The organism is Clostridium thermarum, from assembly GCF_006351925.1.
GTDB classification, from domain to species: Bacteria; Bacillota; Clostridia; order Clostridiales; family Clostridiaceae; genus Clostridium_AU; species Clostridium_AU thermarum.
This window is the reverse complement of sequence record NZ_CP040924.1, coordinates 2612896-2636943: the sequence shown is the minus strand read 5'-3', so window position 1 is coordinate 2636943 and position 24048 is coordinate 2612896. Positions and strand designations below refer to the sequence as shown.

Below are 24048 nucleotides of genomic sequence, written 5' to 3'. Positions count from 1 at the left end.
TTTCATGCAGTACGAAGAGGTTTTAGAGAAACTAAATGAATATCAGAGAGAGGCTGTACTGGATGAAAGTGAAGCTTGTATTGTCAATGCCAATGTGGGAAGCGGCAAAACTACAGTATTAATAGCAAAGATTATATACCTGCACTATGCCAAAGTCATAAGCTATGAGGATATGATTGTACTGACTTTTACCAATAAGGCAGCTAATGAAATAAAAGAAAGGCTTATGGGTTCAGATAACAGTGTTCTGCCAGAAAATTTGCAAGGCTTTGGAACCTTTCATAGTGTTGCTTTAAACTTACTCAGAAAGAAGTTGAATATTGAAAAACTCGGTTATACAAAGGACTTTCAAGTAATAGAACAGGAAGAGGAAGTGGATATTGCCCTGCAGATTATAAGAGATCAAAAACTAAACATAAAATATAAGAACCGGCTAAATAAGCGTTTGGAGCAGGCCTTGTTAATTGAGAAGGAAGAAGAGAGGGTATCTAAATATAATGATGATATATTTAGGTTGGTTCAACTACTGAAAGATGAAAAGATAAAGCAAAACAAAATGACCTTTTCAGATTTATTGGAGAATGCAATTACTTTACTGGATGCTTCTGAAATTGAGCCTAAGTGGATTATCATTGATGAGGTACAAGACTGTGACAGATTGCAGCTGGAATTTATCGATAGATTAAAGAAAGGTAGTACGAGGCTTTTTGCGGTGGGAGACCCAAATCAGGTGATTTATAGCTGGCGCGGGACTTCTTCACATGTCGTTTATTTCCTAAAGCACAGATATCATGGAAGAGAGCTGTCCCTTCCTATTAATTACCGGTCCAGTAACATTATTTTAGAAGCAGCAAGGCCTTTCTTAGAAACCGGAGATAGCCTAAGGGGGGTAAGGGAAAGTGAAAATAAGATAATTGTAAAAAATCACTACAACCCCTTTAATGAGGCCTGCTACCTAGCAGATAAAATCCGAGAACTACACGGTGAAGGAGTGCCTTATAAAGAGATTGCAATATTCTACCGTACTCAGAATCAGTCCCAAGTTTTTGAGGCTGTGTTTTCCAAAGAAGGTATACCCTATGAAGTATCCCTTAAGAAAACCACAGGTGATATACCGGTGCTAAAGTGGATAATTAGGTTGTTACGCTTTTCTGTAAATCATAGTGATTACACCTCAGGGATTTTTGTCCTCAGCCATAAGGACTATGGTGAAAGATTTAAAGAAGCAGAAGCGGTGAAAATAGTTAAGGGACAAAAGATAGGTGTATCCAACCTGTATGTTAAAATGATGGAGTTTACCGAAAAGTGTTCCTATATAAAAGATACAAAGGACCTGTATGAGTATTTTGAAATTGATAAGTATATTCGGCCAACGGCATCCGCTTATGGAGAAGATAAGGCTTCAATATATAAATTACTGGAGATAATTCAGCAGTATATAAGTAAAAGTTTTAAGGGATTCATGGAGGGACTTCGGGATTTTATAAATTCTTCGGCCCTTTATGGTATAAATATTTTTCAGAGGGACATTGACAACGAAGAGGACTCGGTAAAGCTAATGACCCTGCATGCTTCTAAGGGGCTAGAGTTTACCTATGTGTTTATTACCGGTGTCAATTATGGACTTATTCCACTGCAGGCAAGGAACGAGGAAGAGGAAGAAGAGGAACGTAGATTATTTTTTGTTGGTATTACCAGGGCTAAGGAGCACTTGGAGCTGTCCTATTATACTAATCCGGAATTTCACAGGGCAATGCCTGGAGAAAGCAGGTTCATCCGCATGATTCCGGACCACTTGATACAAAAGGATGCAGTAAAAAGCGAAGGTGTGAATCTACAGGAACTAAAAAAGGAGATTCAGAAGTCTATAGAAGTCAAGAAGGAAGGGCTTAGAGAAGCAAATGCTGAAGCAGGAGCAATTGAAAGTAAAGAAGACCTTGGTTCGGAAAAAACGGTAGAAGCAAAAAAAGTGTGCCACAAGAAATATGGCACAGGAATAGTTCTAAAAGAAGATGATATGATGATAGAAGTAGAATTTGAAAACTACGGCAAAAAAGAATTTATGAAGGCCTTTAGTGAACTGGAATTTTTGTAAAGCTGTAGGAGTGGAAGCTAATCAAAGCCACTATGAATAGCTCCATCTTACTTACATTTATTAAGTCTGAGCTTAGATGGAGTACATCCATAGTTTTCCTTAAACATGCGGTTAAAGACCTTATAATTAGTAAAGCCATGCCGTTCTTGAAGTACTGTGATGCTATCATCTGTTTCTATAAGGTCACGATGGATATGGGTAAGCCTAACCATGTTCACGTATTCCATAAATGTAAAGCCTGTAAACTTTTTAAAGGTTCGGCAGAAGTATTCGGGATTCAATGCTACTAAAGCTGCTGCCGCCTTAAGGCTTATTGGCTCCATATAATTTTTTTCTACATATTCAATTATTTCCTTTAGCCGCAGAAGACATTTTGCGGCCTTATTTTTTTCATCGGCACTTTGACGGATGGCATAATGGGTATAGAGGGTATGTAAAAATAGATTGAGATTACTGTTAAAAAGGAAGTGGTAGCCATCCTTTCTTTGTTCAAAAAGTTGTTTCATTTCCAGTAGGTACCAAATCGTTTTTTGAAATATGGGATCTTGGCAAAGTTCATCATGCGGATAATACTCTTTAAACCTAATGTTTTTATACTCGGGAATAGAATGGTTTAGAAGTTCATAAGGGACCTGGAGCAGTAAGGCCTCAAGATTGTCAGTGCTTCTGGTCAAGTGAATATCACCGGAATTCACCAGAAATAAGTCATTTTGATTTATGGTGTACTTTTCATCATTTCTTACAACATGCATAGTGCCTTGGAAAATATAAAGCACCTCCAAATGGTTGTGCCAGTGGCTGGGCACCAGTTGGTTGTAGGTTTTAAAAACATCAAAATAAACTGGAAGCCCTGCATTGGGTGAAATTATCTCATGGTTTGCCATAAAATGCAACTACCTTTCATCTATAAGAATATACTATGTACAAAAAAGTATCATGCTAAGGTGATAATGTCAATATCGACATAATTGAAAGTCAGAAACATACTTGTTATCTATTTTTGGAAGTAATAATATAGAGGTATAACACTAACTAATATTAAGCTTAGGAGTGATTTAGTATGAACAAATGGCAAAGATCAAGATTCCAACCCAATTTGCCTTTAGGGGAAAATGGTGAAAGGGTCACAGCCTCTAAAGCACATAGAGAACTATCAAAAAATGCAGCTAAGGAAGGGATGGTTCTTCTAAAAAACAAGCAGAATGTGCTTCCGCTGAAGAAGGGCACAAAGGTTGCCTTATTTGGGAAGGGAAGCATTGACTACGTAAAAGGCGGGGGTGGCAGCGGGGATGTAACCGTTGAATACATCATCAACCTCTATGAGGGAATGAAGGCCTTAAAGGGACATATAAGTGTTTTTGAAGAGTTAGCTGATTTTTATCTTGAAAACGTTAAGAGTCAATATGAACAGGGTGCTGTACGTGGAATGACAGTGGAGCCTGCGGTTCCTGAAGACCTATTAAAGAAGGCTTCTGCATTCACTGATACTGCAATTATCACTATTTGCCGTTTCTCGGGAGAGGGATGGGACAGAAAAAGTTCCTTGGACACAAAGGATAAAATCGTTCTGCCCTATGAAGACCCACTAATTAAGAGATCAGAAGAAATCTTTGAAAGAGGTGACTTCTATCTAACCAAGGCAGAAACAGCCATGGTGAATACAGTAAAAGAACATTTTTCCAAGGTTATTGTAGTTATGAACGTGGGAGGAATGGTGGATACAAGCTGGTTTGTAGATGACGATTCCATTCAATCTGTCCTTATGGCATGGCAGGGCGGAATGGAAGGTGGACTAGCTGCTGCTGAGCTCCTTTGCGGTATGGGAAATCCTTCAGGAAAATTATCCGATACCTTTGCAAAGAGACTGGAAGATTATCCGTCAACTTATAACTTCCATGACTCCGTTGACTATGTAGAGTATACAGATGATATCTATGTGGGATACCGCTATTTTGAGACTATTCCGGGAGCAGCTGAAAAGGTAAATTATCCTTTTGGCTTTGGACTATCCTATTCAAGCTTCCAATGGAGTGTAGTTTCAGCTGAAGAGCAGAATGGAGTAATTCAAGTTAAAGTCAGTGTAACCAATACAGGAACTGTTGAAGGTAAGGAAGTTATTCAAATATATGTAGGTGCACCACAAGGTCTTTTGGGAAAACCGGCAAAGAGCTTAGTGGCCTTCCAGAAGACAAGACTGTTAAAGGCAGGAGAAACTCAGCTGCTAAGTCTTGAATTTACAGTTGATTCTATGGCTTCCTACGACGACTTGGGAAAAATTCAAAAATCAGCTTATGTACTGGAAGCCGGAGACTATGTAATATATGTTGGTACTTCAGTACGTGATGTGGAAAAGCTTAGCTTTGCTTATAATGTGCCGAAGAACAGAGTTGTAAAGCAGCTTAGTGAAAAGTTGGCTCCAACTTCCTTAAAGGAAAGAATGCTGGCCGATGGAAGCTTAGAACAGCTTCCGCAGAGAGAAGCTCACAATCCCAATGAGTGTGCCTTTGAGAAAATTCCTGATTGGCAGGCAGAAGGCTATACACCGGAAGGAAGAATAAGAAAGAGCTACCAGTTATGGAGGGAGCCCTTTAAGAAGGGATGCCACACTTTCTATGAAGTAGCCGAGGGTAAGGTTACCGTAGAGGAATTCCTGGCACAAATGACAGATGAGGAAGTGGCTCATTTATTAGGTGGTCAACCAAATACCGGAGTGGCAAACACTTTCGGCCTTGGCAATATGCCTGAATATGGCGTACCTAATATCATGACTGCTGACGGCCCTGCGGGACTCAGAATTGCACCTGAATGTGGCGTTAAGACAACAGCTTGGCCATGTGCTACCCTGTTGGCTTGTACTTGGAACAGAGATATTGTCTATGCCGTGGGAGAAGCCGGTGCAAAGGAAGTTAAGGAGAATAACATTGCTATTTGGTTAACGCCGGCAGTTAATATTCATAGGAGTCCCTTGTGCGGACGTAACTTTGAATACTATTCCGAAGATCCATTCTTAACCGGCAAGATGGCTGCCGCAATGGTAGAAGGAATTCAATCCCAGCACATTGGCGCCACAGTGAAACACTTTGCCCTAAACAACAAAGAAACTAACAGAAAGAACAGTGACTCCAGAGTGTCAGAGAGAGCTGCCAGAGAGATTTACCTAAAGGGCTTTGAAATAATAGTGAAAGAGGCAAATCCATGGTGCATAATGTCTTCCTACAACATCATAAATGGCCACCGAGCATCTGAAAATAGAGAGTTACTAGAAGACATTTTGAGAGGCGAATGGGGCTGGAATGGCATGGTTACTACAGACTGGTGGACTTATGCAGAACACTATAAGGAAGTTAAAGCCGGAAATGATCTTAAGATGGGCCGCGGTTATCCTGAACGTCTATTGGAAGCTAAAGCCCTGGGACTAATTACCCGAGAAGAAATGGATATTTGCGCTAAGAGAATTCTTGAACTAATTTTGAAGGTGGATTAGTTTTAAAGAACGAGGAGGGGAAAAGAGATGGCTTCCCCTCCTTTTATCAATTGCTATATGAAGATTATAAAAAATAAAGAAGCAGTGTTTCACTGCTTCTTTATTTTGGTGGAGATAAGGGGATTCGAACCCCTGGCCTCTTGAATGCCATTCAAGCGCGATCCCAACTTCGCCATATCCCCAAATGAACAATAATATTTTACTACGGTGTTAAGATAAAATCAAGAGTTTTATTTTGGAAAACAAGAAGTTTATTGATTTTTCTATAGTTTTGCTGTATATGAGCAAACTATTTTCAAAGGCCATAGCACAATGGTTTGAAAATTATAGCTTATAGTGTTAAAATTACCTTGTCCAAAATAATGATATAGAAAGTGTGATGAAATGAAAAAGTACTTTGAACTATTCAAATCCTTTTTTAAGATTGGTGCCTTTACTTTAGGAGGCGGGTATGCCATGGTATCCTTGATCCAGAAGGAAGTTGTTGAAAACAAGAAGTGGGTTAAGAAAGAAGAGTTTGTTGATATGCTGGCATTAGCTCAAGCGTCACCGGGACCATTGGCGGTTAACACTGCTGTCTTTGTTGGATATAAAACTGCAGGTGTACCCGGTAGTATAGCTACTGCTTTAGGCACAATAGCTCCTTCTTTTATGATAATTATTGCCATAGCAGTTTTTTTTATCGGTATCCAAAATGAACCGGCAGTGATAAGAATATTTAAAGGTCTTCGTCCTGCAGTAGTTGCACTAATTTCAGCGCCTGTTTATTCCATGGCCAAGAATGCCAAGGTGAATAGAAAGACTATAATTATACCTATAATAGCCACAGTCTTAGTAGCCTTCCTGGATGTATCACCCATTTATATAATTTTAGCTGCTGCAATTGCCGGTATAATCTATATTAATAAATGGGGAGGTAAAGAGAAATGATTTACATAAGACTGTTATATTCCTTTTTCAAAATTGGTATTTTTAGCTTTGGCGGAGGCTACGCAATGCTACCTATGATTAGCAGGGAAGTTGTATACCTAAACGGATGGATTACTGAACATGAGTTTATAGACATTGTAGCCATATCTCAGTCCACTCCCGGCCCTATATCAATAAATGCTGCTACCTACATAGGATATAAGACGGCAGGAGTACTTGGAGCCGTGCTTGCAACTTTAGGGACGGTTCTTCCATCACTTATAGTTATGCTGATTATATGCAGGTTCTTTTTTAAATTTAAAGGAAATAAACATGTAGAAGGGGCGTTACTGGGCTTAAGACCTGCGGTAATAGGTTTGATTGCAGCGGCAGCTATAATGGTAAGTGAATCCTCCTTTATAGATTATAAGAGTATTATAATATTTGCAGTAGTTTTTATCACAAACTTTAAGTTTAAGGTAGATCCAATAATAATGATAATTGCTTCGGGTGTGGCCGGATTTATATTGTATTAAAATTTATACAAATCAATTGCACTGCATAATTATTCATGGTATAATTTAAAAAAGTTTTTACTTTGGGGCAAAATGTAAATAATGTTTTTCAATGGCGGACATAGGTTTCGCCTTTTTTGCAACATTATTTTTAAAGGAGGGGGCATATGAGTAAAATATTCATCTTTGACACAACTTTAAGAGATGGTGAACAGACACCGGGGGTTAGTCTAAATGCACAGGAAAAGCTGGAGATTGCAAAGCAGCTGAAAAAATTAGGAGTAGATGTGATTGAAGCTGGATTTCCAACAGCTTCAAAGGGTGACTTTGAAAGTGTTAAGACCATTGCAAAAAATGTTAAGGGTGTATCTATAGCTGCATTGGCCAGGGCGGTTAAAAGCGATATAGATAGAGCCTGGGAAGCAATAAAATATGCGGAGAAACCAAGAATTCATACCTTCTTGGCCACATCTGATATTCATATGGAATGTAAGCTTCATATGACAAGGGAAGAGGTGATTTCAAATGCCGCAGCAGCTGTGAGATACGCTAAAAGCCTTTGTCCTACCGTAGAGTTTTCACCGGAGGATGGAACAAGAAGTGATGTGCAGTTTTTATACAAGGTGCTGGAAGCAGTTATAGAGGCCGGTGCCGATGTTATAAATATACCGGATACAGTTGGTTATGCAACACCGGCGGAGTTTGGAAAACTTATCAAAGGGATTAAGGAAAATGTAAAGGGTGCAGATAAGGTCATAATCAGCGTTCACTGTCATAACGACTTAGGGTTGGCAGTGGCTAACTCCCTGGCGGCTTTAGAAAATGGTGCTCAGCAGATAGAAGGGGCCATAAATGGACTGGGAGAGAGAGCCGGAAATGCGGCCATTGAAGAACTGGTAATGGCAATTAAAACAAGAAAAGACTATTACAATAGGTTTACTTTAGATATTAATACTAATCAAATTTATCGTACAAGCAGCATGGTAAGTCAGCTTACCGGTGTGCAGATTCAGCCTAATAAGGCTATCGTGGGAGCAAATGCCTTTGCCCATGAATCAGGAATACATCAACATGGAGTGCTGAATAACAGAGAAACCTATGAAATAATGAATCCAGAAACCATCGGACTTAAGACCAGCAACATAGTTTTAGGAAAGCATTCAGGAAGACATGCCTTTGAGGAAAAGCTAAAGGAACTTGGATACACTCAATTAAGCGCTGAAGAGCTAAACGAAGCTTTCATGAAATTCAAGGATCTAGCTGACAGAAAGAAATCCATAATGGATAAGGACATAGAAGCTATACTGACGGAAAGCTCCGTGGTAGTAAATGATGTTTATAAGCTTGAATACTTCCATATATCCTCTGGAAATAGTTTTATAGCGACGTCTACTGTAAGAATAAGAAAAGGAGAAGAGGCTGTGGATGAAGCGGCCTGTGGAGATGGCCCCATAAATGCCACCTTCAACGCTATAGAAAGGGCTATCGGAGAGGAAGTAAACCTTGTGGATTATTACCTAAAGGCTATCACCGGCGGAAAGGATGCTCAAGGTGAAGTGGTAGTAAAAATTCAAAAGGACAATAAGTTCTATTCCGGCAGAGGAATAAGTGTTGACATTATCGAGGCCAGCGCCAAGGCCTACCTAAATGCTATAAACAGAATGGTTTCTAACAAATAAACAGATGGCAAGAGCCATCTGTTTATTTGTTTCTAATTAGATAGATTTGTTTCCCCGGTTGAGAGCTGTCAAGCCTGTTCTTATCATTTCAATGATGCCAAAGGGTCTCAACATCTCGATCATGGCAGAGACTTTTTTAGAATCTCCGGTTACTTCTATTATCATGCTTTTATCATTTACATCTATGATATTAGATCGGAAGATATTTACCACTTCTATAATAGAGGATCTATTGCTTAAGGTTGCACTGACCTTTATCAAGGCAATTTCCCTGGTTACTGCATTTTCTGTATCTATTTTTTGGACTTTGATGACATCAATTAATTTGTTTAATTGCTTTGTGATTTGTTCGATGATAGTATTATCACCCTCAGCTACTATTGTAATTCTGGAAATAGTGGGATCCTCTGTAGTTCCTACCGTTAAGCTTTCAATGTTATACCCTCTTCTACTGAAAAGGCCAGATATTTTACTGAGAACACCGGAGTGATTTTCTACCAGTATGGATAAAATATGCTTTTTCATCTTGCTCCTCCTTTTATAGAAGTGTTCTGACTTCAGGATCAACTATACATTCAATCAAAGTAGTATTAGACTGGTCCAGTGCCCAGCGGAAGGCCTGAGCAAACTCTTCATTGTTTGTAGCCTTTTTTGCATTCAAACCATAAGCCTCAGCAATTTTGGTGAAGTCAGGATTATGCTCTATATCCACTCCGTAGGTGTGCTGGTAAACTCCCTTTTGAAGCTCTCTAACCATGCCAAGGCCGCTGTTGTTAAAGAGTACAATTATTAACTTTACATTGGTGTTAATGATTGTGCCAAGTTCCTGGAGGCTCATTTGGAATGAACCATCCCCAAGTGTCACAATAACACTTCTGTCAGGGCAGGCAACCTTAGCTCCGATGGCTGCTGGAAGGGAATATCCCATAGTTCCCAGACCACCGGAAGTAATAAACAGTCTGTTTTGGAAAATATCAAAGTGCCTTGAGGCCCACATTTGGTTCTGCCCTACATCGGATACCAAGATTGCATTTTCATCCACTAATTCTGATATATATTTAATGGCTTCCTTTGGATTTACGCTGCTGTCAGAGTTTTTTTGCTGCTTACCATGTATTAATGACGGATCATTGCTCTTTATATCTTGAAGCTCCTTTATCCATGCAGTTAGATCTAAGGGAGTAATCATAGTATTCAGCTGAGATAAAATATCCTTGGCATCCCCAACTACCGGAATAAGAGTAGATAGACTCTTTCCTATCTCAGCGGGATCAATATCGATATGAATTATATCCTTATGGTGGCCAGTTTTAAAAGGACCAATTGCCCTGTCTCCAAATCGTGTTCCTATGCAAATAATAACATCAGCTCTGGATACAGCCTTATTGGCAGAGATAAAGCCATGCATGCCGATTAAACCTAAATATCTATCACTACTACTCTCTACAGAATCTTTTCCAAGCAGAGTGTGGACTACAGGAATACCAGAAAGCTTTAAAAAGGTTCTCAGTTCCTCTCTGGCATTAGAGCAGGCGACACCTCCTCCAACACAAACCAATGGTCTGGAGCAGCTTTCGAGCTTTTCGACAATCTTCTTTATTTGAAGAATGTGACCATTTACTGTAGGCTTATAACCCCTTATGTTAACCACCTGTGAATAATCAAAATCAATATCTTTATTTTGGAGATCCATAGGGATATCCACTAAAACCGGTCCAGGTCTTCCGGTCCCCGCAATATGAAAGGCTTCTTTTAGTATTCGCGGAATATCATTTTCATTTTTAATCAAGTAGTTATGTTTTGTAAAAGGTTCTGTAGAACCGGTTATATCAGCTTCTTGAAAAACATCCTTACCTATTTGATGCAGATTAACTTGCCCAGTAAGTATAACCATTGGTATGGAATCCATATAAGCTGTAGCTATAGCAGTAATGACATTTGTAGCACCGGGACCAGAAGTTACCATGCAAACCCCAACTTTTCCTGTAACTCTGGCATAACCGCTGGCACAGTGTCCTGCTCCTTGCTCATGACGCACAAGGATGTGCCTTATTTTGCTTTTTCGTAGTTCTTCATATATTGGTATAACCGCTGCACCTGGGTAACCAAATATGACATCAACCTTTTCCTCCTGAAGACATTTTACAATTGCTTCTGAAGCCTTCATTTGTAGCCCCCTCCTTATGTATATATTTCCTAAATTATAATAGTTTAGAAATTTAGTGTCAATTAGAATGAATATAAATATGTATATTTAAATAAATATTTATTAAAAATATGTGCATTATATTGACAGTCACGCATAATTATGCTAAATTATTAAACAATATAATAAAAAGTGATGATAAGGAAAAGTAATATTCATGAGTCTCTTTAAATGATGGAATGTATAAAAAGCAGTTCATCTAATAAGAGAGTGGGGGTAGGTGAAAGCCCATAGAGATAGTGAATATGAAAAATCACCTTTGAACTGCAGGCTGAACAAGGTCTATTGGGGAATTTTACCTTAATTAAGCTGTGCCGGTGCAAACCGTTAGATTTTTGAGTAAAAATTTGGGTGGTACCGCGAGTATACTTCGCCCCATACGGGTAAAGTATGCTCTTTTTGCATTTATAAAAAGGGGGTATGTTTTTTTGAAAACAGGGCGCAAATTATTTATCTATGACACAACCTTAAGAGATGGGGCTCAAGCAGAAGGTATCTCATTTACACTCCAGGACAAACTCAAAATATGTAGGCAGTTAGACCAATTCGGTATTGATTATATCGAAGCCGGTAATCCTACATCCAATCCAAAAGATATAGAGTTCTTTAATAACATTCAGAATTTGAAACTCAAGAATTCAAAACTGGTAGCCTTTGGAAGTACCAGAAAGCCTATGATATCCGTTGAAGAAGATATAAATGTTGCAGCTCTTATCAGAGCTAATACTCAGGCTGTAGCAATATTTGGCAAGAGCTGGGATATGCATGTTATAGAGGTACTGAAGACCACTCTAGATGAAAATATCAATATGATTAAGGATACCGTAGCCTACCTAAAGGCTGCTGGAAAAGAAGTAATCTATGATGCAGAGCATTTCTTTGACGGGTTTAAGGCAAATGAGAGTTACGCCTTAATGACTCTTATGGCAGCAAAAGAGGCGGGAGCGCAATGGCTGGTGCTATGTGACACAAATGGTGGCACCTTAACCTCAGAGATTTGTGAGATTGTTGAAAAGGTAAAGGACAGCATGGGGGATTCAATAGGAATACATTGCCATAATGACATAGGTACTGCTGTAGCTAATTCCGTAGAAGCAGTGATAAAGGGTGCAGACATGATTCAAGGCACCTTTAATGGCTATGGGGAAAGATGCGGTAATGCTGATTTGACGGCTATTATACCAACCTTAAAGCTTAAGCTTAATATGAATATTAAGTGCGGTGAAAATCTCAGCGAACTTACTACCTTATCCAGATATATAAGTGAGGTAGCAAATATGGCACATAATTCTAAGGCACCTTATATTGGAAACAGTGCCTTTACACATAAGGGGGGCATGCATATAGATGCGGTATTAAAAAATCCTCTTTCCTTTGAGCATATTAAGCCGGAGCTGGTTGGAAATAGCAGAAGAATTCTTATGTCAGAGGTTAGCGGAAAGAGTACTGTTGTAAAGAAGATACAGGGGGTAGCTCCTTGGATTACAAAGGATTCTCCACAAGCACAAGGCATAATAGATCACCTAAAGCAATTAGAGTATGATGGTTACCAATTTGAGGGGGCAGATTCCTCCTTTGAGCTAATGGTGAGAAAAATGCTGGGCCTGAAAGAAGAGTTCTTCGAGGTTAAGGACTTTAGGGTTCACTGCGAAGACAAATGGGAGGAGAAATACAGCGCCTATGCGGTTATAAAAGTTGAAGTAGATGGGGTAGAGGAAATAACCGCGGCAGAAGGGGATGGTCCGGTAAATGCCATGGACCGTGCACTAAGAAAGGCGCTGGAACTATTTTATCCTCAGCTAAACAGCATAAGGTTGACTGATTATAAGGTTAGAGTTCTGGAAACCACTGAAGCAACAGCTGCTAAGGTTAGGGTTCACATCGAAACCACAAACGGTGATAAAACATGGGGAACCGTTGGAGTTTCTACAAATATAATTGAAGCCAGTTGGAAAGCTTTAGTTGATTCTATTGAATATTTTTTATATGAAGAAAAGGCCAGAAATGGACTTTTGAAAGGCAGCCACAATAGGGCAGAAGATTATGGTGCTGCCAGCTGTGCAGAATAAATAAAGATGGGGGTAGAAAGAAATGAAGAAAATAGCAGTTATACCGGGGGATGGAATTGGTCCGGAGGTAATTAAACAAGCACTAAAAGTACTAGATGTAATTGGGGAAAAGTACGGTGTTGAGTTTGAAAAAGAAGAGGTGCTTATGGGTGGGATTGCCATTGATAAAACCGGGGTACCACTGCCGGAAGAAACAATAAAAATATGCCAGGCCAGTGATGCTGTGCTTTTAGGTGCCGTTGGAGGAGAAAAATGGGATACACTCCCCGGCCATTTGAGACCGGAGGCTGGACTTTTAGGTATAAGAAAGGCACTTGGGGTATATGCTAATTTAAGACCAGCCATAGTATTCCCACAATTAAAGTCAGCATCAATGTTAAAGGAAGAAGCCCTGCAAGATGGACTTGATATACTGATAATAAGAGAACTTATAGGAGGTTCTTATTTCGGGGAAAAGAAAAAGGTTCAGCTTGAGGATGGTACCTACAAGGCTTGGGATACTCAGGTATATACCACAGCTGAAATAGCAAGAATTTCTCATATGGCTTTTGATATAGCAAGAAAGAGAGATAAGAAATTAACACTTGTTGATAAGGCCAATGTGTTGGAAAGCTCAAGACTGTGGAGAGAGGTTGTAACAGAAATTTCGAAGCAGTATCCAGACGTGGAGTTAAATTTCATGTATGTTGATAATGCAGCAATGCAACTGATCAGGAAGCCTTCACAATTCCATGTGATTTTGACTGAGAATATGTTTGGTGATATACTAAGTGATGAAGCTTCCATGATCACAGGATCCTTAGGAATGCTTCCTTCAGCATCCTTAGGTGATGGCAATGTTGGACTTTATGAGCCAATACATGGATCTGCTCCGGATATAGCCGGACAGGACAAAGCAAATCCTCTGGCTACTATAATGAGTGCTGCCATGATGCTGAGATATTCCTTTAATATGCCGGAAGCGGCAAAAGATATAGAAAATGCAATAAACAAGGTTCTTGACAAAGGCTACAGGACCCTTGACATAATGTCGCCTGGAATGGCGGCTGTAGGCTGTGAGGCTATGGGGCACCTTGTAGTTAAAGAATTAAGATGAGGTAATACATGAATACTAATTTAGCAGTTAAAAATATAGTTATAGGTTACTACGGTGTACCGGGCTCATATACCCATGATGCAATGCTGAGTATCTTTGGAGATGACTGTAAAGAAGCTTACAGTGAGTCCTTTGAAGGAGTATTTAAACTACTTCACAATAGAGAAGTAAGATATGCCGTGGTGCCAATAGAGAATTCCTCTACCGGAGGAATATCAGAAGTTATGGATTTATTGAACAAGTACAACGTGTTTATAGTTGCAGAAAAATGTATGAGAATAAATCAATGCCTTTTGGGTATTAAAGGAACAACCCTTGAGGATATCCGAGAAGTTTATTCTCATCCCCAAGGCCTTCAGCAGAGCAAGGAATTTTTGCAGTCACACAGTGAATGGAAGTTATTCAACTACTATAATACTGCAAAAAGCGCAGAATATGTGAAGCAATGCAACTCGAAAACTAAGGCTGCTGTAGGTGGTATTAGGGCAGCCAAGTTATATGGGCTGGAGGTCATTAAGGAAAATATTAATACCAACGAGAAAAACTTCACCAGATTCATTGCAATCAGCAATGAATTGGAACAATCCGATGAAGCAAACAAAATAAGCATTATACTTACTTTGCCTCATGTGGTTGGTTCTCTTTACAGCGTAATCAAGATTATATACGAAAGCAACTTAAACATGCTGTTCATAGAATCCAGACCAATCCCCAATGTTCCATGGGAATACTCCTTTCATATCGACGTGGAAGGAAACCTGAAGGATGAAAAGGTGAGAAATGGTCTTGAGAGGATAAAGGCAATTTGCAGAAACTTTAAAGTACTAGGCAACTTTGTAAAAGACTGCTAAGGAAAGCGGCTATACCATCGGTAGATGGTATAACCGCTTTAATTGATAATGGACATTTGACAATTTTATAGGTGTAAGTTTCTAAAAAGATGAATAATACACCAGTCATTTATACCGAACAAAGCCCACAACTAAACCATTAGCGGATTTAGCACCTTTTGAGCAAAATTCCATAACTCCGGTGGTACCACCGGTCATCAAGATTGCTCCCTTTAGTGCAATTTCTTTTCCGATTTCCTCCGCTGCCATCTGCATTTCCGAAGGTATGTCTCCAGACTGACCGATTACTCCTTTACGAACCATTCTTCTACCCCCATTCCAAAAGAACATTCAAATAGCTCCCATTACTTTAAGGTTTCCAAATGTAGAAATACTATAAGTAGCAAAGACAAATATTGCGGTGGTAATTGCTCGCATGTGAATGTTACTTTCACTCTGCTATGGGAGTAGGAACCAATAAATACATACAATTTGTAGGAGTAGAATTATAGGAATAAAAATAACAAACTTCCAATGCTTTGTTTTATGCCTAAAGATACGCATGCCTAAAAATATGCCTAGACTTCCAAAGGTAAGAGCTATGAGAAAGAGGGTAGATTCTTTTATTCGCCGTTGATGGCGTTTGGCATACAATTTATCTCGATACATTGTGATTATACCGAGAAAGTTTATAAATAAAAGGTAAAGAATAAAATACTTCATAAGGTAATTCCTTTCTTATACAAATCTCCATTGTAACTTGAAGACATAAAGAGCTTCATTTAAAAGACAAATGAAGCTCTTTTCTTAATTCTTTATAAATCTTCTTCTTATATAGTTTATTACAACAGTCATTGCATAATCATAGATGAAAAATACTACTTGAGCAGCGGCAATCAATACATATATAGACAGTTTTATATTGATGGGGGAGGTAAATAGCTCTGTATATAGACTATATAGAATAAAGAAGGTGGCATTGAAATATACCAGTTTTAAAATTATTTCCAATAGAACCTTATTTATGGACTCTACATAGTACTTGATAAAGCCGTATAACCCAAATAGAAGTATATAAGCCACAGGTTCAGCCTTGGAAGCTGTCAAAATAAAAGAAAGTATGGATGTGGCTGCGTACACAATAAAACTGTTTTTAACACCAGTAATCATTATGGAATAAGGAATCATAGCAGAGGCCACTGTAAGAATTGTAAGTTTGCTTGTGGGAGACACACTACTTATATATATTAACAAAACAGTGAGGGCAATGAGTAAGCCACCTCTGGCAATGTTTAAAGACTTATTCAAATAATCACCTCCATGGCTTAGCAACAGCCTATTAAATCCCCACCGGCACATTCACAGAGTGTATCTGCACACCATAGTTTGAGACAAAAATCACACTCATCATCTCTTCGACCTCTGCCGTAGTAGTTGTTTCTATAGTTATTGTTTCTTCTGTTCATGCTGTTATAAGCATCCTGATATTCAGGATTGGAAGGATTTAAATTGTATGCTGTAGAAAGATAGTTTCTGGCACTATCATACCAACCTTTTTTCATATGAAGCATTCCCATAAGAAAATACCACTCAGCATCCTTATTGACAATGGATGCAAGAGCAGCTTCTGCACTCCTAAGGTTACCTCTTTGAATATCTGCACGGATAGAACTATAGGTTGCAGGTTCGTTGTAGCCGCTGTTATAATTATTACCTGCATTATATGAGCTACCGGTATATTCCCTTCTGCTTTGATCATTCTTTGTTGAATAAGAAGAACCGGAATAATTATCTGAAGTATTTTTCATAAGGTATTCATAAGCTTCGTTAATTTCGCGCATCTTTTCTTCTGCAAGGTCCTTTAAAGGATTAGTGCCATATTGGTCCGGATGATACTTTTTAGCCAGTTCCCTATATGCTTTTTTTATCTCTTCCCTGCTAGCGCCTTCTCTGATACCAAGTATTTCATAAGGATTCGCCATTTACTAATTCACTCCTTTTAAAAACAATATCCATTTTTTCCATTAGACCTAGCTCTAAAATATTATATAATAGTTCCTGATTCTTTTTTAATGGAAGTTTACTTAATAATTCCAAGCAAGAAGCAGCGCAGGATGTTAAGAGAAAGTCAATATTCTCTTCAGTTTTTTCCTTCAGCTGTTCATAATTAAGATTGTCTCTATTATACAATATATTTATAAGGTTAAATTTATTGTCTTTCATGTCTTTCTCTAAATCGTCCCAAGCATCTATAATGTAGATCCACTTTCCTAAATTATAGCCTAACCAGTAAAGTGTCACCTTATAATCTGTTTCTTCCTTAATATAGTCTGAAATTATGTACCCGGTTAGATCAGCAAAGACATGAGAAATTTCATCTATATTGTATTTATATGCTGCCTTTTCCATATTATAAAGCATATATAAAGAATCACTTATGTATTTATTAAAAGTATTGTCCTTTATATAATTTTTAAGCGCAATATATGCGATTTTACTTTTCATATTATTATCATCATTAATATTATCAATAAGCTTATAATAGGTCAATACTATATTGCACATGGCCGCATATTTTAAAGGCTCATTGTCAGTAATAATTAGTTTTTTTGTTAACGGGTGAAGGGCGCAAGTGATTTTTTTGGCAGATAGCTTGTTTTCATTAAGAGAATCAAGCAATATGGCAAGAAAGGCCATATCATAATTTAGTGCAGCTCTAGGTATGTTTCCAAATTCACCCTTTATAGTATGGCACAGCCCGCAATAATATGCTTTGAATTTTTCATAATCTTTAACTTTCAGCTCCATCTTACATGGAAGAACGTATCCAAACATCTAGAAATTAAACAACTCCTTTAAAATATAATACTTAGTATACCATAACTTGGGTGACCATGTTAAGAAAATTTAGATTAGATTTAGATTAGATTTAGGTTAGAAATAAAGTGCAAAGCACTTTATTTCAATGAGTAATGAGTGATTAGTAATGAATAATTATGGAAGAAATTCAGCGATGCTGAATTTTATATATAATAATAAAACTAAAGATTTTTTGTAGAGAAGTGGAGAAAAATCTACCACAATTATTAATTATTCATTTTTAATTCTTCAATAGAAAAAACTGCGTTGGCACGCAGTTTTTTTCTATTGAAAGTGACTTTTTAGTTTATTTATATGATCCATATCCTTAGAATATATTTTCCTTATCATAGATTCACTTTCTTTATCTAGGTCTCCTTTTACTACTTCCATGGCCATTTTACTGCCCTTCTCTTCCCAATAACAGAGCTCCTTGCAAATTTCGGCATCGGTTCTCTTAGTGATGTTCTTTAAGGAACTCATTAATTGTCCCATTTTGCCCTCTAATCCTACAGTTTTTGCAGGCTTACCTCCTAGGTGTTCTATTCTGTCAGAGATCATTTCTGCATGTTGCTTATGATCTTGTATAATACTTTCTATATCAGCTTTAATCTTAGGATCATGAACTTTCTTTGCATATTTTTCATAGCTGTCAATAGCCATGTACTCGCCTTTCAAATAAGTATTTAATTCTTCAACAGAAACCTCTCTATCCTGGTACATTTTTAATCGCCTCTTCTCTAGTAATTTTATTTTAGTTTTCCATGCTTTAATAAAGTTATTCATATGCAAATTTAAGCAGAAATATGGTATAAAAAGATATGCATAATTATAAAAATATGTTGCATAATTATTTAAAGTGTTTTATAATATTTTTAGCAAATATTTGAGAAAGATAATGGAACTAAAAGGGGGACCAAAAAATGAAAGAAAAAGTTGTTTTAGCATATTCCGGAGGTTTAGATACATCTATTATAGTGCCATGGCTAAAGGAAAACTATGATTGTGAAGTAATTGCCGTTTGCGCTGATGTGGGTCAGGGAGATGATATGGAAGAGGTAAAACAGAAGGCCATGGCCAGCGGTGCTGATAAAATATATGTGGAAGACTTGAAAGAAGAATTTGTAACTGAATATTTATACAAGGCCATTAAAAGCGGCGCCAAGTATGAAGGGAAATACATGCTTGGTACGTCTTTTGCAAGACCTTCTATTGCAAAGAGATTGGTGGAAATAGCCCATAAAGAAGGTGCTAATTATATCTGCCACGGTTGCACAGGTAAAGGAAATGACCAGGTAAGATTTGAAACAGGTATTGCTTCCTTTGATCCTGCTATAAAAATCATCGCTCCCTGGAGAATTTGGGATATAAAGTCCAGAGAAGATGCCATAGACTATGCTGAAAAGAGAGGTATACCACTAACAGTCACTAAGGAGAAGATTTACTCCAGGGATAAAAACCTTTGGCATTTAAGTCATGAGGGCGGAGATTTGGAAAATCCGAAGAATGAACATAAGAAAGATTTATATCAAATGACAATTCATCCTGAGGATGTAGAGGATAAGCCTGAATATGTGAAAGTATATTTTGAACAAGGTATACCTACAAAGATAAACGGTAAGGCCTTATCACCTGTAGAACTTATGGAAGAATGTAACGCCATAGGTGGAAGAAACGGTATAGGTGTTATTGACATTTTTGAAAATAGATTAGTAGGAATGAAGTCCAGAGGTGTATATGAAACTCCTGGTGGAACACTGTTATATGCAGCTCATGAAGAACTTGAAAGACTGACAATAGATAAGCAGACAGCTCACTTTAAGCAGATTGTAGCCATAAAATACTCAGAACTAGTATATGATGGACTATGGTTTACTGAGCTAAGAGAAGCTTTAGATGCCTTCATTGATGTTACACAGAAAAATGTAACCGGATCAGTAAAGCTTAAGCTATATAAAGGAAACATAATGGTAGCGTCTATAGATACTCCAAATGCACTATATGATGAGGGAATATCCTCCTTCGGTGCAAGTGAACTATATGACCATAAGGATTCAGAAGGGTTTATTAAGCTATTCTCCTTACCATATAAGATCAAGGCCATGGTGAAAAATAAAAAATAAATTGATTGGAGCGGGATATTAAATGAAGCTTTGGGGTGGAAGATTTAGGGAAAATGAAAGCAGCTTAATGGAGGACTTTAATTCCTCCCTAAGCTTTGATAGAAGAATTTGGAGAGAAGATATTGAAGGAAGCATGGTTCATGCTGAAATGCTAGCAAAATGCGGCATTATTTCTGAAGAAGATTCGGAGAAAATAATAGGGGGCTTAAAAAATATATATGAAGAAATAGAAACTGGCAAACTAAAAATTGAAGGTAACTATGAAGATATACATACCTTTGTAGAAATCAAGCTAACAGAGAAGATAGGGGAGGCAGGTAAAAAGCTCCATACGGCAAGAAGCAGAAATGATCAGGTAGCGGTAGATATGAAGCTTTATGCTAGGAACATAGCCTATGAAGCATTAAAGTCACTAGATAAGATGATTGAAGTTCTGCAGAAAAAAGGTGCTGAAAATCCTGCCATAATGCCTGGATATACCCACCTGCAAAGAGCTCAGGTGGTTACCTTCAAATACCACTTGGACGCCTATGTTTCTATGTTCAAAAGAGACAAAAAGCGGATCGAAAACTCCATTGAGCTATTAAATGAAAGCCCGCTAGGTTGTGGGGCGCTCGCTGGCTCAACCTATCCAATCGATAGAAACTATACATCTGAAAAGCTGGGATTCTGTAAACCTGTAGATAACTTCCTTGATGGGGTAAGTGACAGAGATTATCTAATCGAACTTCTCTCAGATTTTTCTATAGTGATGATGCATTTGAGCAGACTCAGCGAAGAACTTATAGTCTGGAGCAGCAAGGAATTTGATTTTATCCAGATAAGCGATCAATACGCAACTGGCAGCAGTATTATGCCTCATAAGAAAAATCCTGATGCCGCAGAGCTTATCCGTGGTAAAACAGGAAGAGTATATGGGTCCTTAGTGTCTTTACTGACAGTATTAAAAGGACTTCCTTTGGCCTATAATAAGGATATGCAGGAAGATAAGGAGAAGTTCTTTGATGCTGTAGATACCGTGCTTTCATGCCTCAATATTGCAGCAGATGTAATCTTAACAATGAAAGTAAAAAAGGACAACATGGAAAAGGCTGTGGATAAAGGCTTTCTAAATGCCACTGAAGTGGCAGACTATCTTGTGTGTAAAGGGATGCCTTTTAGAGACGCACATAAGGTTGTAGGAAGGATCGTAATTTATTGTGAAGATAACAATAAAGATATTCTGTCTTTATCCCTAGAGGAGTTTAAAGAGTTTGCAGATATAATTGATGGATCCATATACGATTATATTCAGTATAAAAATATTTTAGCCAAGGGAATTAAAAAAGAAATAGAGATATAGTGATTTTTACGCTTCTGCAGCTTGGGCTAGTACTATTGCAGAGGCGTATTTTATTGAGGCAGGTTTCATATAAAAATTATTTGCAAATAAAATATAATACTAGTAAAATAATATCTAATGTATAGATATTAGAGACTTAATAGGGGATTTATAGAAAATTACCTTAGGTAAATTTGAAAGGGGCAGCTAATCAGCTATGACTGTAGAACGAAGAGAAGCTTTCATGAAAGATGTAAAAAGAGTTGTCATAAAGGTAGGGTCCTCTACTTTGACATATCCTAACGGACTCTTTAATTTGGGAAGAATAGAAAGTTTGGTTAGGCAGATTTCCAATCTACATAACAGGGGACTGGAAGTTATTTTGGTAAGCTCAGGAGCTATTGCCGCCGGCATGGGGAGATTGGGATTAAAGGAAAAGCCTAAATCCATGTCAAGAAAACAGGCCTGCGCCGCTGTTGGACAGGTAAGATTAATGCACATGTATGACAAGATATTTGGAGAATATGGCAAGACTACAGCCCAAATTCTTATCACAAAGGACGATACAGTAGATAAAAAGAGACTAAGGCATGCAAAAAACACATTTTCAGCTCTATTTAAAGAAAAAGTAATTCCAATTGTCAATGAAAATGATGCTATTACTACAGAAGAAATTAAGATCGGAGATAATGACACCTTATCTGCATATGTATGTAAGCTGGTTCAAGGTGATTTACTGATACTGATGTCAGATATAGATGGTTTATATAATTGTAACCCTAACGTCAACAAGGATGCTAAGCTCATCAGCTATGTAAGTGCTGTTACTGATGAAATTGCCTCCTGTGCTGAAGGAGCCGGTACAAAGCTAGGAACCGGAGGAATGATTACAAAGCTGAGAGCGGCAAGCATAGTGAATAACTCAGGAGCAGCTATGGTTATCGTAAACGGCTCAGAGACGGACATATTGAACAGAGTACTAAATGGTGAGGAAGTTGGAACGTTTTTTGATTGTTCAAGCATTTAAATTTAATTATTAATTTTGGGGTGAGTTTATGGATATTAGAGAGTATGTAGTGGAAAAGGCTAAATCAGCAAAAGCAGCCTCCAGAAAAATGAACAGCATAGACACCAAAACTAAGGATAGGGCTTTAAAGGCTATGGCTCAAGCTTTACTGGATAATATAGACAACATAATTGAAGCCAATAGTTTGGATATGGAGAAGGGCAAGGCAAATGGGCTGTCAAAGTCATTATTGGACAGACTTCTTTTAAACAAAGCACGAATTGAAGATATGGCTTCAGGCTTAGTAAAGGTTGCAGGTCTGCAAGACCCAATTGGTGAGACCATTAGAATGTGGAAGACACCGGACAATCTTACTATTGCTCAAGTAAGAGTACCAATGGGAGTTATAGGAATTATATATGAAGCAAGGCCAAACGTTACTGTAGATGCCGCCGGGTTATGTATTAAATCAGGAAATACTGTAATATTAAGAGGTGGATCGGAGGCCGTTAATTCCAATAAAACCATAGTTGATATAATCAGCAAGGCCGGGGTGGAAGCTGGACTTCCGAAGGGCTTCCTTCAATATATAGAAAATACCGACAGAGAAGCAGTTAAGGTACTGATGAGACTTAACGATTATGTAGATGTGCTGATTCCAAGAGGTGGAGCGGGTCTTATAAAAACTGTTGTGGAAAATTCTACAGTGCCTGTAATAGAAACCGGTGTTGGCAATTGTCATGTTTATATCGATGAAAGTGCGGATTTTGCTATGGCAAAAGACATTATCATAAATGCAAAGACACAAAGACCTGCGGTATGTAATGCCATGGAGTCTTTACTGGTACATTCCGCTATAGCTGATAAGTTTCTTCCATATCTACAGCAAGCAATCAAACCCTATAATGTTGAACTAAGAGGTTGCGAGAAAACTGCAGTTATTCTTGATGATATATGTAAAGCTACAGAAGAAGACTGGGGTAAGGAATACTTAGACCTAATTATGGCAGTAAAGGTAGTATCCTCACTGGATGAAGCTTTAGATCATATCTATAAATATGGTACTAAGCATTCAGAGGCTATTGTTACAAAAGACTACTTCAATGCTCAAAGGTTCTTAAATGAAGTAGATGCCGCTGCAGTTTATGTAAATGCCTCTACAAGATTTACCGATGGTGGACAATTCGGTTTCGGAGGAGAAATCGGAATAAGCACTCAAAAGCTGCATGCCAGAGGACCAATGGGAATAAAGGAACTGACCAGCACAAAGTACATGGTTTATGGAGAAGGACAGATAAGAAAGTAAACTTTCTTATAATAATGGAAGCATAATAAATAGGAACTGAGGCACAATAAAAACACAGATTATGCTAACAGTATAAAGGGGTGTTTTTATGGCCTTCAAATTTTTCGGCGGTTTTACTAATGGAATAAATGGCACGGGTGGTATGCCCCAGGTACCATTTTTTGCAGGATTAGATTATGAGGATGATTACAGCTCTAAGCTATCTCACGATACGTACAATGTTTATGTGAATGATGATTATGTTGGAAAAAAGGTTTTAGTAGCTCAAGGAGAGAAAGTTGAGGATATTAATGGCTTTTTAAATACACAGGGCTTTAGAAATTACAATACTAGCCTAAAGGGAAATAGCTATAATATCAGTTGCAGTCCTGATGAAAGCCGGCACATGAAGGATGCATTAAATGTATATCTTAAAATAAGATAAATCCATTAAGACCTAAGGAGAATTCGGATTCTCTTTAGGTTTTTATGTGCAATTGGATTTATTTTATTAATTTTACAAATTTCACCAGGTAAATTTGATGGATATTGATATTAAAGTTTATTGACT

General features: G+C 37.9%; 22 protein-coding genes, 1 tRNA gene and 1 other annotated feature. Of the genes, 13 read left to right on the top strand and 10 right to left on the bottom strand.

Features of this window, described 5'->3' with window-relative positions:
• The first annotated feature begins 4 nt into the window (after positions 1–4).
• Positions 5–2095: an ATP-dependent helicase gene (locus FHY60_RS11905; RefSeq protein ID WP_139905256.1), complete on the top strand. Its 2091-nt coding sequence runs from the start codon at positions 5–7 to the stop codon at positions 2093–2095.
• A gap of 47 nt (positions 2096–2142) precedes the next feature.
• Here the strand turns inward: FHY60_RS11905 and FHY60_RS11900 are convergent, their stop codons facing one another.
• Positions 2143–2979, bottom strand: coding sequence for an AraC family transcriptional regulator (locus tag FHY60_RS11900; RefSeq protein ID WP_139905255.1), 837 nt, complete (start codon positions 2977–2979; stop codon positions 2143–2145).
• 176 nt (positions 2980–3155) lie between these two features.
• Between FHY60_RS11900 and FHY60_RS11895 the strand changes: the two genes are divergently transcribed.
• Entirely contained in the window at positions 3156–5579 is a 2424-nt protein-coding gene (locus FHY60_RS11895; RefSeq protein ID WP_139905254.1) for a glycoside hydrolase family 3 protein, read from the top strand.
• A gap of 106 nt (positions 5580–5685) precedes the next feature.
• Here the strand turns inward: FHY60_RS11895 and FHY60_RS11890 are convergent.
• A tRNA-Ala gene (locus FHY60_RS11890) sits at positions 5686–5761 on the bottom strand.
• 202 nt (positions 5762–5963) lie between these two features.
• Here FHY60_RS11890 and FHY60_RS11885 point away from each other — a divergent pair.
• The 3 genes from FHY60_RS11885 to FHY60_RS11875 all read left to right on the top strand — a co-directional run bounded on the left by FHY60_RS11885 (position 5964) and on the right by FHY60_RS11875 (position 8682).
• The gene (locus FHY60_RS11885) at positions 5964–6509 is read left to right on the top strand and encodes a chromate transporter (RefSeq protein ID WP_139905253.1); all 546 of its coding nucleotides are present in this window, start codon (positions 5964–5966) and stop codon (positions 6507–6509) included.
• Complete coding sequence (locus tag FHY60_RS11880; protein ID WP_139905252.1) at positions 6506–7024, top strand: chromate transporter; 519 nt, start codon at positions 6506–6508, stop codon at positions 7022–7024. Before FHY60_RS11885 ends, FHY60_RS11880 begins: the two co-directional genes overlap by 4 nt.
• Before the next feature lie 146 nt (positions 7025–7170).
• Entirely contained in the window at positions 7171–8682 is a 1512-nt protein-coding gene (locus FHY60_RS11875) for a 2-isopropylmalate synthase (protein WP_139905251.1), read from the top strand.
• Between the two features lie 36 nt (positions 8683–8718).
• Here FHY60_RS11875 and ilvN read toward each other — a convergent pair whose 3' ends face one another.
• Together ilvN and ilvB are read right to left on the bottom strand one after the other, a co-directional pair.
• Positions 8719–9207 (bottom strand): acetolactate synthase small subunit, encoded by a 489-nt coding sequence (gene ilvN / locus FHY60_RS11870; RefSeq protein ID WP_139905250.1) that lies wholly within the window; start codon positions 9205–9207, stop codon positions 8719–8721.
• 13 nt (positions 9208–9220) lie between these two features.
• A complete protein-coding gene (gene ilvB, locus FHY60_RS11865) occupies positions 9221–10849 on the bottom strand; it encodes a biosynthetic-type acetolactate synthase large subunit (RefSeq protein WP_139905249.1) in 1629 nt (542 codons plus the stop codon).
• 165 nt (positions 10850–11014) lie between these two features.
• Positions 11015–11269: a binding site (T-box leader), on the top strand.
• 47 nt (positions 11270–11316) lie between these two features.
• Here ilvB and cimA point away from each other — a divergent pair.
• From cimA to FHY60_RS11850, 3 genes are read left to right on the top strand one after another with little or no spacing between them, the layout of a single operon-like run.
• The gene (cimA, locus tag FHY60_RS11860; RefSeq protein WP_139905248.1) at positions 11317–12957 is read left to right on the top strand and encodes a citramalate synthase; all 1641 of its coding nucleotides are present in this window, start codon (positions 11317–11319) and stop codon (positions 12955–12957) included.
• 22 nt (positions 12958–12979) lie between these two features.
• Positions 12980–14053 (top strand): 3-isopropylmalate dehydrogenase, encoded by a 1074-nt coding sequence (gene leuB / locus FHY60_RS11855; RefSeq protein WP_139905247.1) that lies wholly within the window; start codon positions 12980–12982, stop codon positions 14051–14053.
• 8 nt (positions 14054–14061) lie between these two features.
• Positions 14062–14904, top strand: a complete 843-nt coding sequence (locus tag FHY60_RS11850) for a prephenate dehydratase (RefSeq protein WP_139905246.1) — start codon at positions 14062–14064, stop codon at positions 14902–14904.
• A gap of 105 nt (positions 14905–15009) precedes the next feature.
• On the opposite strand, the gene FHY60_RS11845 is transcribed toward FHY60_RS11850, so the two are convergent.
• The 6 genes from FHY60_RS11845 to FHY60_RS11820 all read right to left on the bottom strand — a co-directional run bounded on the left by FHY60_RS11845 (position 15010) and on the right by FHY60_RS11820 (position 18465).
• Positions 15010–15207, bottom strand: a complete 198-nt coding sequence (locus FHY60_RS11845; RefSeq protein WP_163215736.1) for an SLOG cluster 4 domain-containing protein — start codon at positions 15205–15207, stop codon at positions 15010–15012.
• Between the two features lie 135 nt (positions 15208–15342).
• Positions 15343–15606: a DUF1294 domain-containing protein gene (locus FHY60_RS11840; protein ID WP_139905245.1), complete on the bottom strand. Its 264-nt coding sequence runs from the start codon at positions 15604–15606 to the stop codon at positions 15343–15345.
• Positions 15607–15690: 84 nt separating this feature from the next.
• Positions 15691–16191 (bottom strand): hypothetical protein, encoded by a 501-nt coding sequence (locus tag FHY60_RS11835; RefSeq protein ID WP_139905244.1) that lies wholly within the window; start codon positions 16189–16191, stop codon positions 15691–15693.
• 17 nt (positions 16192–16208) lie between these two features.
• Positions 16209–16865: a J domain-containing protein gene (locus FHY60_RS11830; protein ID WP_139905243.1), complete on the bottom strand. Its 657-nt coding sequence runs from the start codon at positions 16863–16865 to the stop codon at positions 16209–16211.
• Positions 16849–17718 carry a DUF5685 family protein gene (locus tag FHY60_RS11825; RefSeq protein WP_139905242.1) on the bottom strand — a complete coding sequence of 290 codons (870 nt, stop codon included), beginning with the start codon at positions 17716–17718 and terminating at the stop codon, positions 16849–16851. The genes FHY60_RS11830 and FHY60_RS11825 overlap by 17 nt, the downstream gene beginning before the upstream one ends.
• 309 nt (positions 17719–18027) lie before the next feature.
• Entirely contained in the window at positions 18028–18465 is a 438-nt protein-coding gene (locus tag FHY60_RS11820; protein WP_163215738.1) for a DUF2383 domain-containing protein, read from the bottom strand.
• A 200-nt stretch (positions 18466–18665) separates the two neighbouring features.
• On the opposite strand from FHY60_RS11820, the gene FHY60_RS11815 reads away from it, so the two are divergent.
• The 5 genes from FHY60_RS11815 to FHY60_RS11795 all read left to right on the top strand — a co-directional run bounded on the left by FHY60_RS11815 (position 18666) and on the right by FHY60_RS11795 (position 23922).
• Entirely contained in the window at positions 18666–19865 is a 1200-nt protein-coding gene (locus FHY60_RS11815) for an argininosuccinate synthase (RefSeq protein ID WP_139905240.1), read from the top strand.
• A gap of 22 nt (positions 19866–19887) precedes the next feature.
• Positions 19888–21207 carry an argininosuccinate lyase gene (gene argH / locus FHY60_RS11810; RefSeq protein ID WP_139905239.1) on the top strand — a complete coding sequence of 440 codons (1320 nt, stop codon included), beginning with the start codon at positions 19888–19890 and terminating at the stop codon, positions 21205–21207.
• A gap of 196 nt (positions 21208–21403) precedes the next feature.
• Complete coding sequence (gene proB / locus FHY60_RS11805) at positions 21404–22213, top strand: glutamate 5-kinase (protein ID WP_139905238.1); 810 nt, start codon at positions 21404–21406, stop codon at positions 22211–22213.
• A gap of 28 nt (positions 22214–22241) precedes the next feature.
• Positions 22242–23498, top strand: coding sequence for a glutamate-5-semialdehyde dehydrogenase (locus FHY60_RS11800; protein ID WP_139905237.1), 1257 nt, complete (start codon positions 22242–22244; stop codon positions 23496–23498).
• A gap of 88 nt (positions 23499–23586) precedes the next feature.
• On the top strand, positions 23587–23922 hold the full coding sequence (locus FHY60_RS11795; RefSeq protein WP_139905236.1) for a hypothetical protein: 336 nt from the start codon (positions 23587–23589) through the stop codon (positions 23920–23922).
• Positions 23923–24048 lie beyond the last annotated feature (126 nt).

Coding starts and splice junctions, on each gene's coding strand:
- FHY60_RS11850 (WP_139905246.1), top strand. CDS start 14,062: ATGAATACTAATTTAGCAGTTAAAAATATAGTTATAGGTTACTACGGT.
- FHY60_RS11830 (WP_139905243.1), bottom strand. CDS start 16,865: ATGGCGAATCCTTATGAAATACTTGGTATCAGAGAAGGCGCTAGCAGG.
- ilvB (WP_139905249.1), bottom strand. CDS start 10,849: ATGAAGGCTTCAGAAGCAATTGTAAAATGTCTTCAGGAGGAAAAGGTT.
- FHY60_RS11825 (WP_139905242.1), bottom strand. CDS start 17,718: ATGTTTGGATACGTTCTTCCATGTAAGATGGAGCTGAAAGTTAAAGAT.
- FHY60_RS11840 (WP_139905245.1), bottom strand. CDS start 15,606: ATGAAGTATTTTATTCTTTACCTTTTATTTATAAACTTTCTCGGTATA.
- FHY60_RS11795 (WP_139905236.1), top strand. CDS start 23,587: ATGGCCTTCAAATTTTTCGGCGGTTTTACTAATGGAATAAATGGCACG.
- FHY60_RS11845 (WP_163215736.1), bottom strand. CDS start 15,207: ATGGTTCGTAAAGGAGTAATCGGTCAGTCTGGAGACATACCTTCGGAA.
- ilvN (WP_139905250.1), bottom strand. CDS start 9,207: ATGAAAAAGCATATTTTATCCATACTGGTAGAAAATCACTCCGGTGTT.
- FHY60_RS11800 (WP_139905237.1), top strand. CDS start 22,242: ATGGATATTAGAGAGTATGTAGTGGAAAAGGCTAAATCAGCAAAAGCA.
- FHY60_RS11905 (WP_139905256.1), top strand. CDS start 5: ATGCAGTACGAAGAGGTTTTAGAGAAACTAAATGAATATCAGAGAGAG.
- FHY60_RS11820 (WP_163215738.1), bottom strand. CDS start 18,465: ATGTACCAGGATAGAGAGGTTTCTGTTGAAGAATTAAATACTTATTTG.
- FHY60_RS11895 (WP_139905254.1), top strand. CDS start 3,156: ATGAACAAATGGCAAAGATCAAGATTCCAACCCAATTTGCCTTTAGGG.
- FHY60_RS11875 (WP_139905251.1), top strand. CDS start 7,171: ATGAGTAAAATATTCATCTTTGACACAACTTTAAGAGATGGTGAACAG.
- proB (WP_139905238.1), top strand. CDS start 21,404: ATGACTGTAGAACGAAGAGAAGCTTTCATGAAAGATGTAAAAAGAGTT.
- FHY60_RS11900 (WP_139905255.1), bottom strand. CDS start 2,979: ATGGCAAACCATGAGATAATTTCACCCAATGCAGGGCTTCCAGTTTAT.
- FHY60_RS11815 (WP_139905240.1), top strand. CDS start 18,666: ATGAAAGAAAAAGTTGTTTTAGCATATTCCGGAGGTTTAGATACATCT.
- argH (WP_139905239.1), top strand. CDS start 19,888: ATGAAGCTTTGGGGTGGAAGATTTAGGGAAAATGAAAGCAGCTTAATG.
- leuB (WP_139905247.1), top strand. CDS start 12,980: ATGAAGAAAATAGCAGTTATACCGGGGGATGGAATTGGTCCGGAGGTA.
- FHY60_RS11880 (WP_139905252.1), top strand. CDS start 6,506: ATGATTTACATAAGACTGTTATATTCCTTTTTCAAAATTGGTATTTTT.
- FHY60_RS11885 (WP_139905253.1), top strand. CDS start 5,964: ATGAAAAAGTACTTTGAACTATTCAAATCCTTTTTTAAGATTGGTGCC.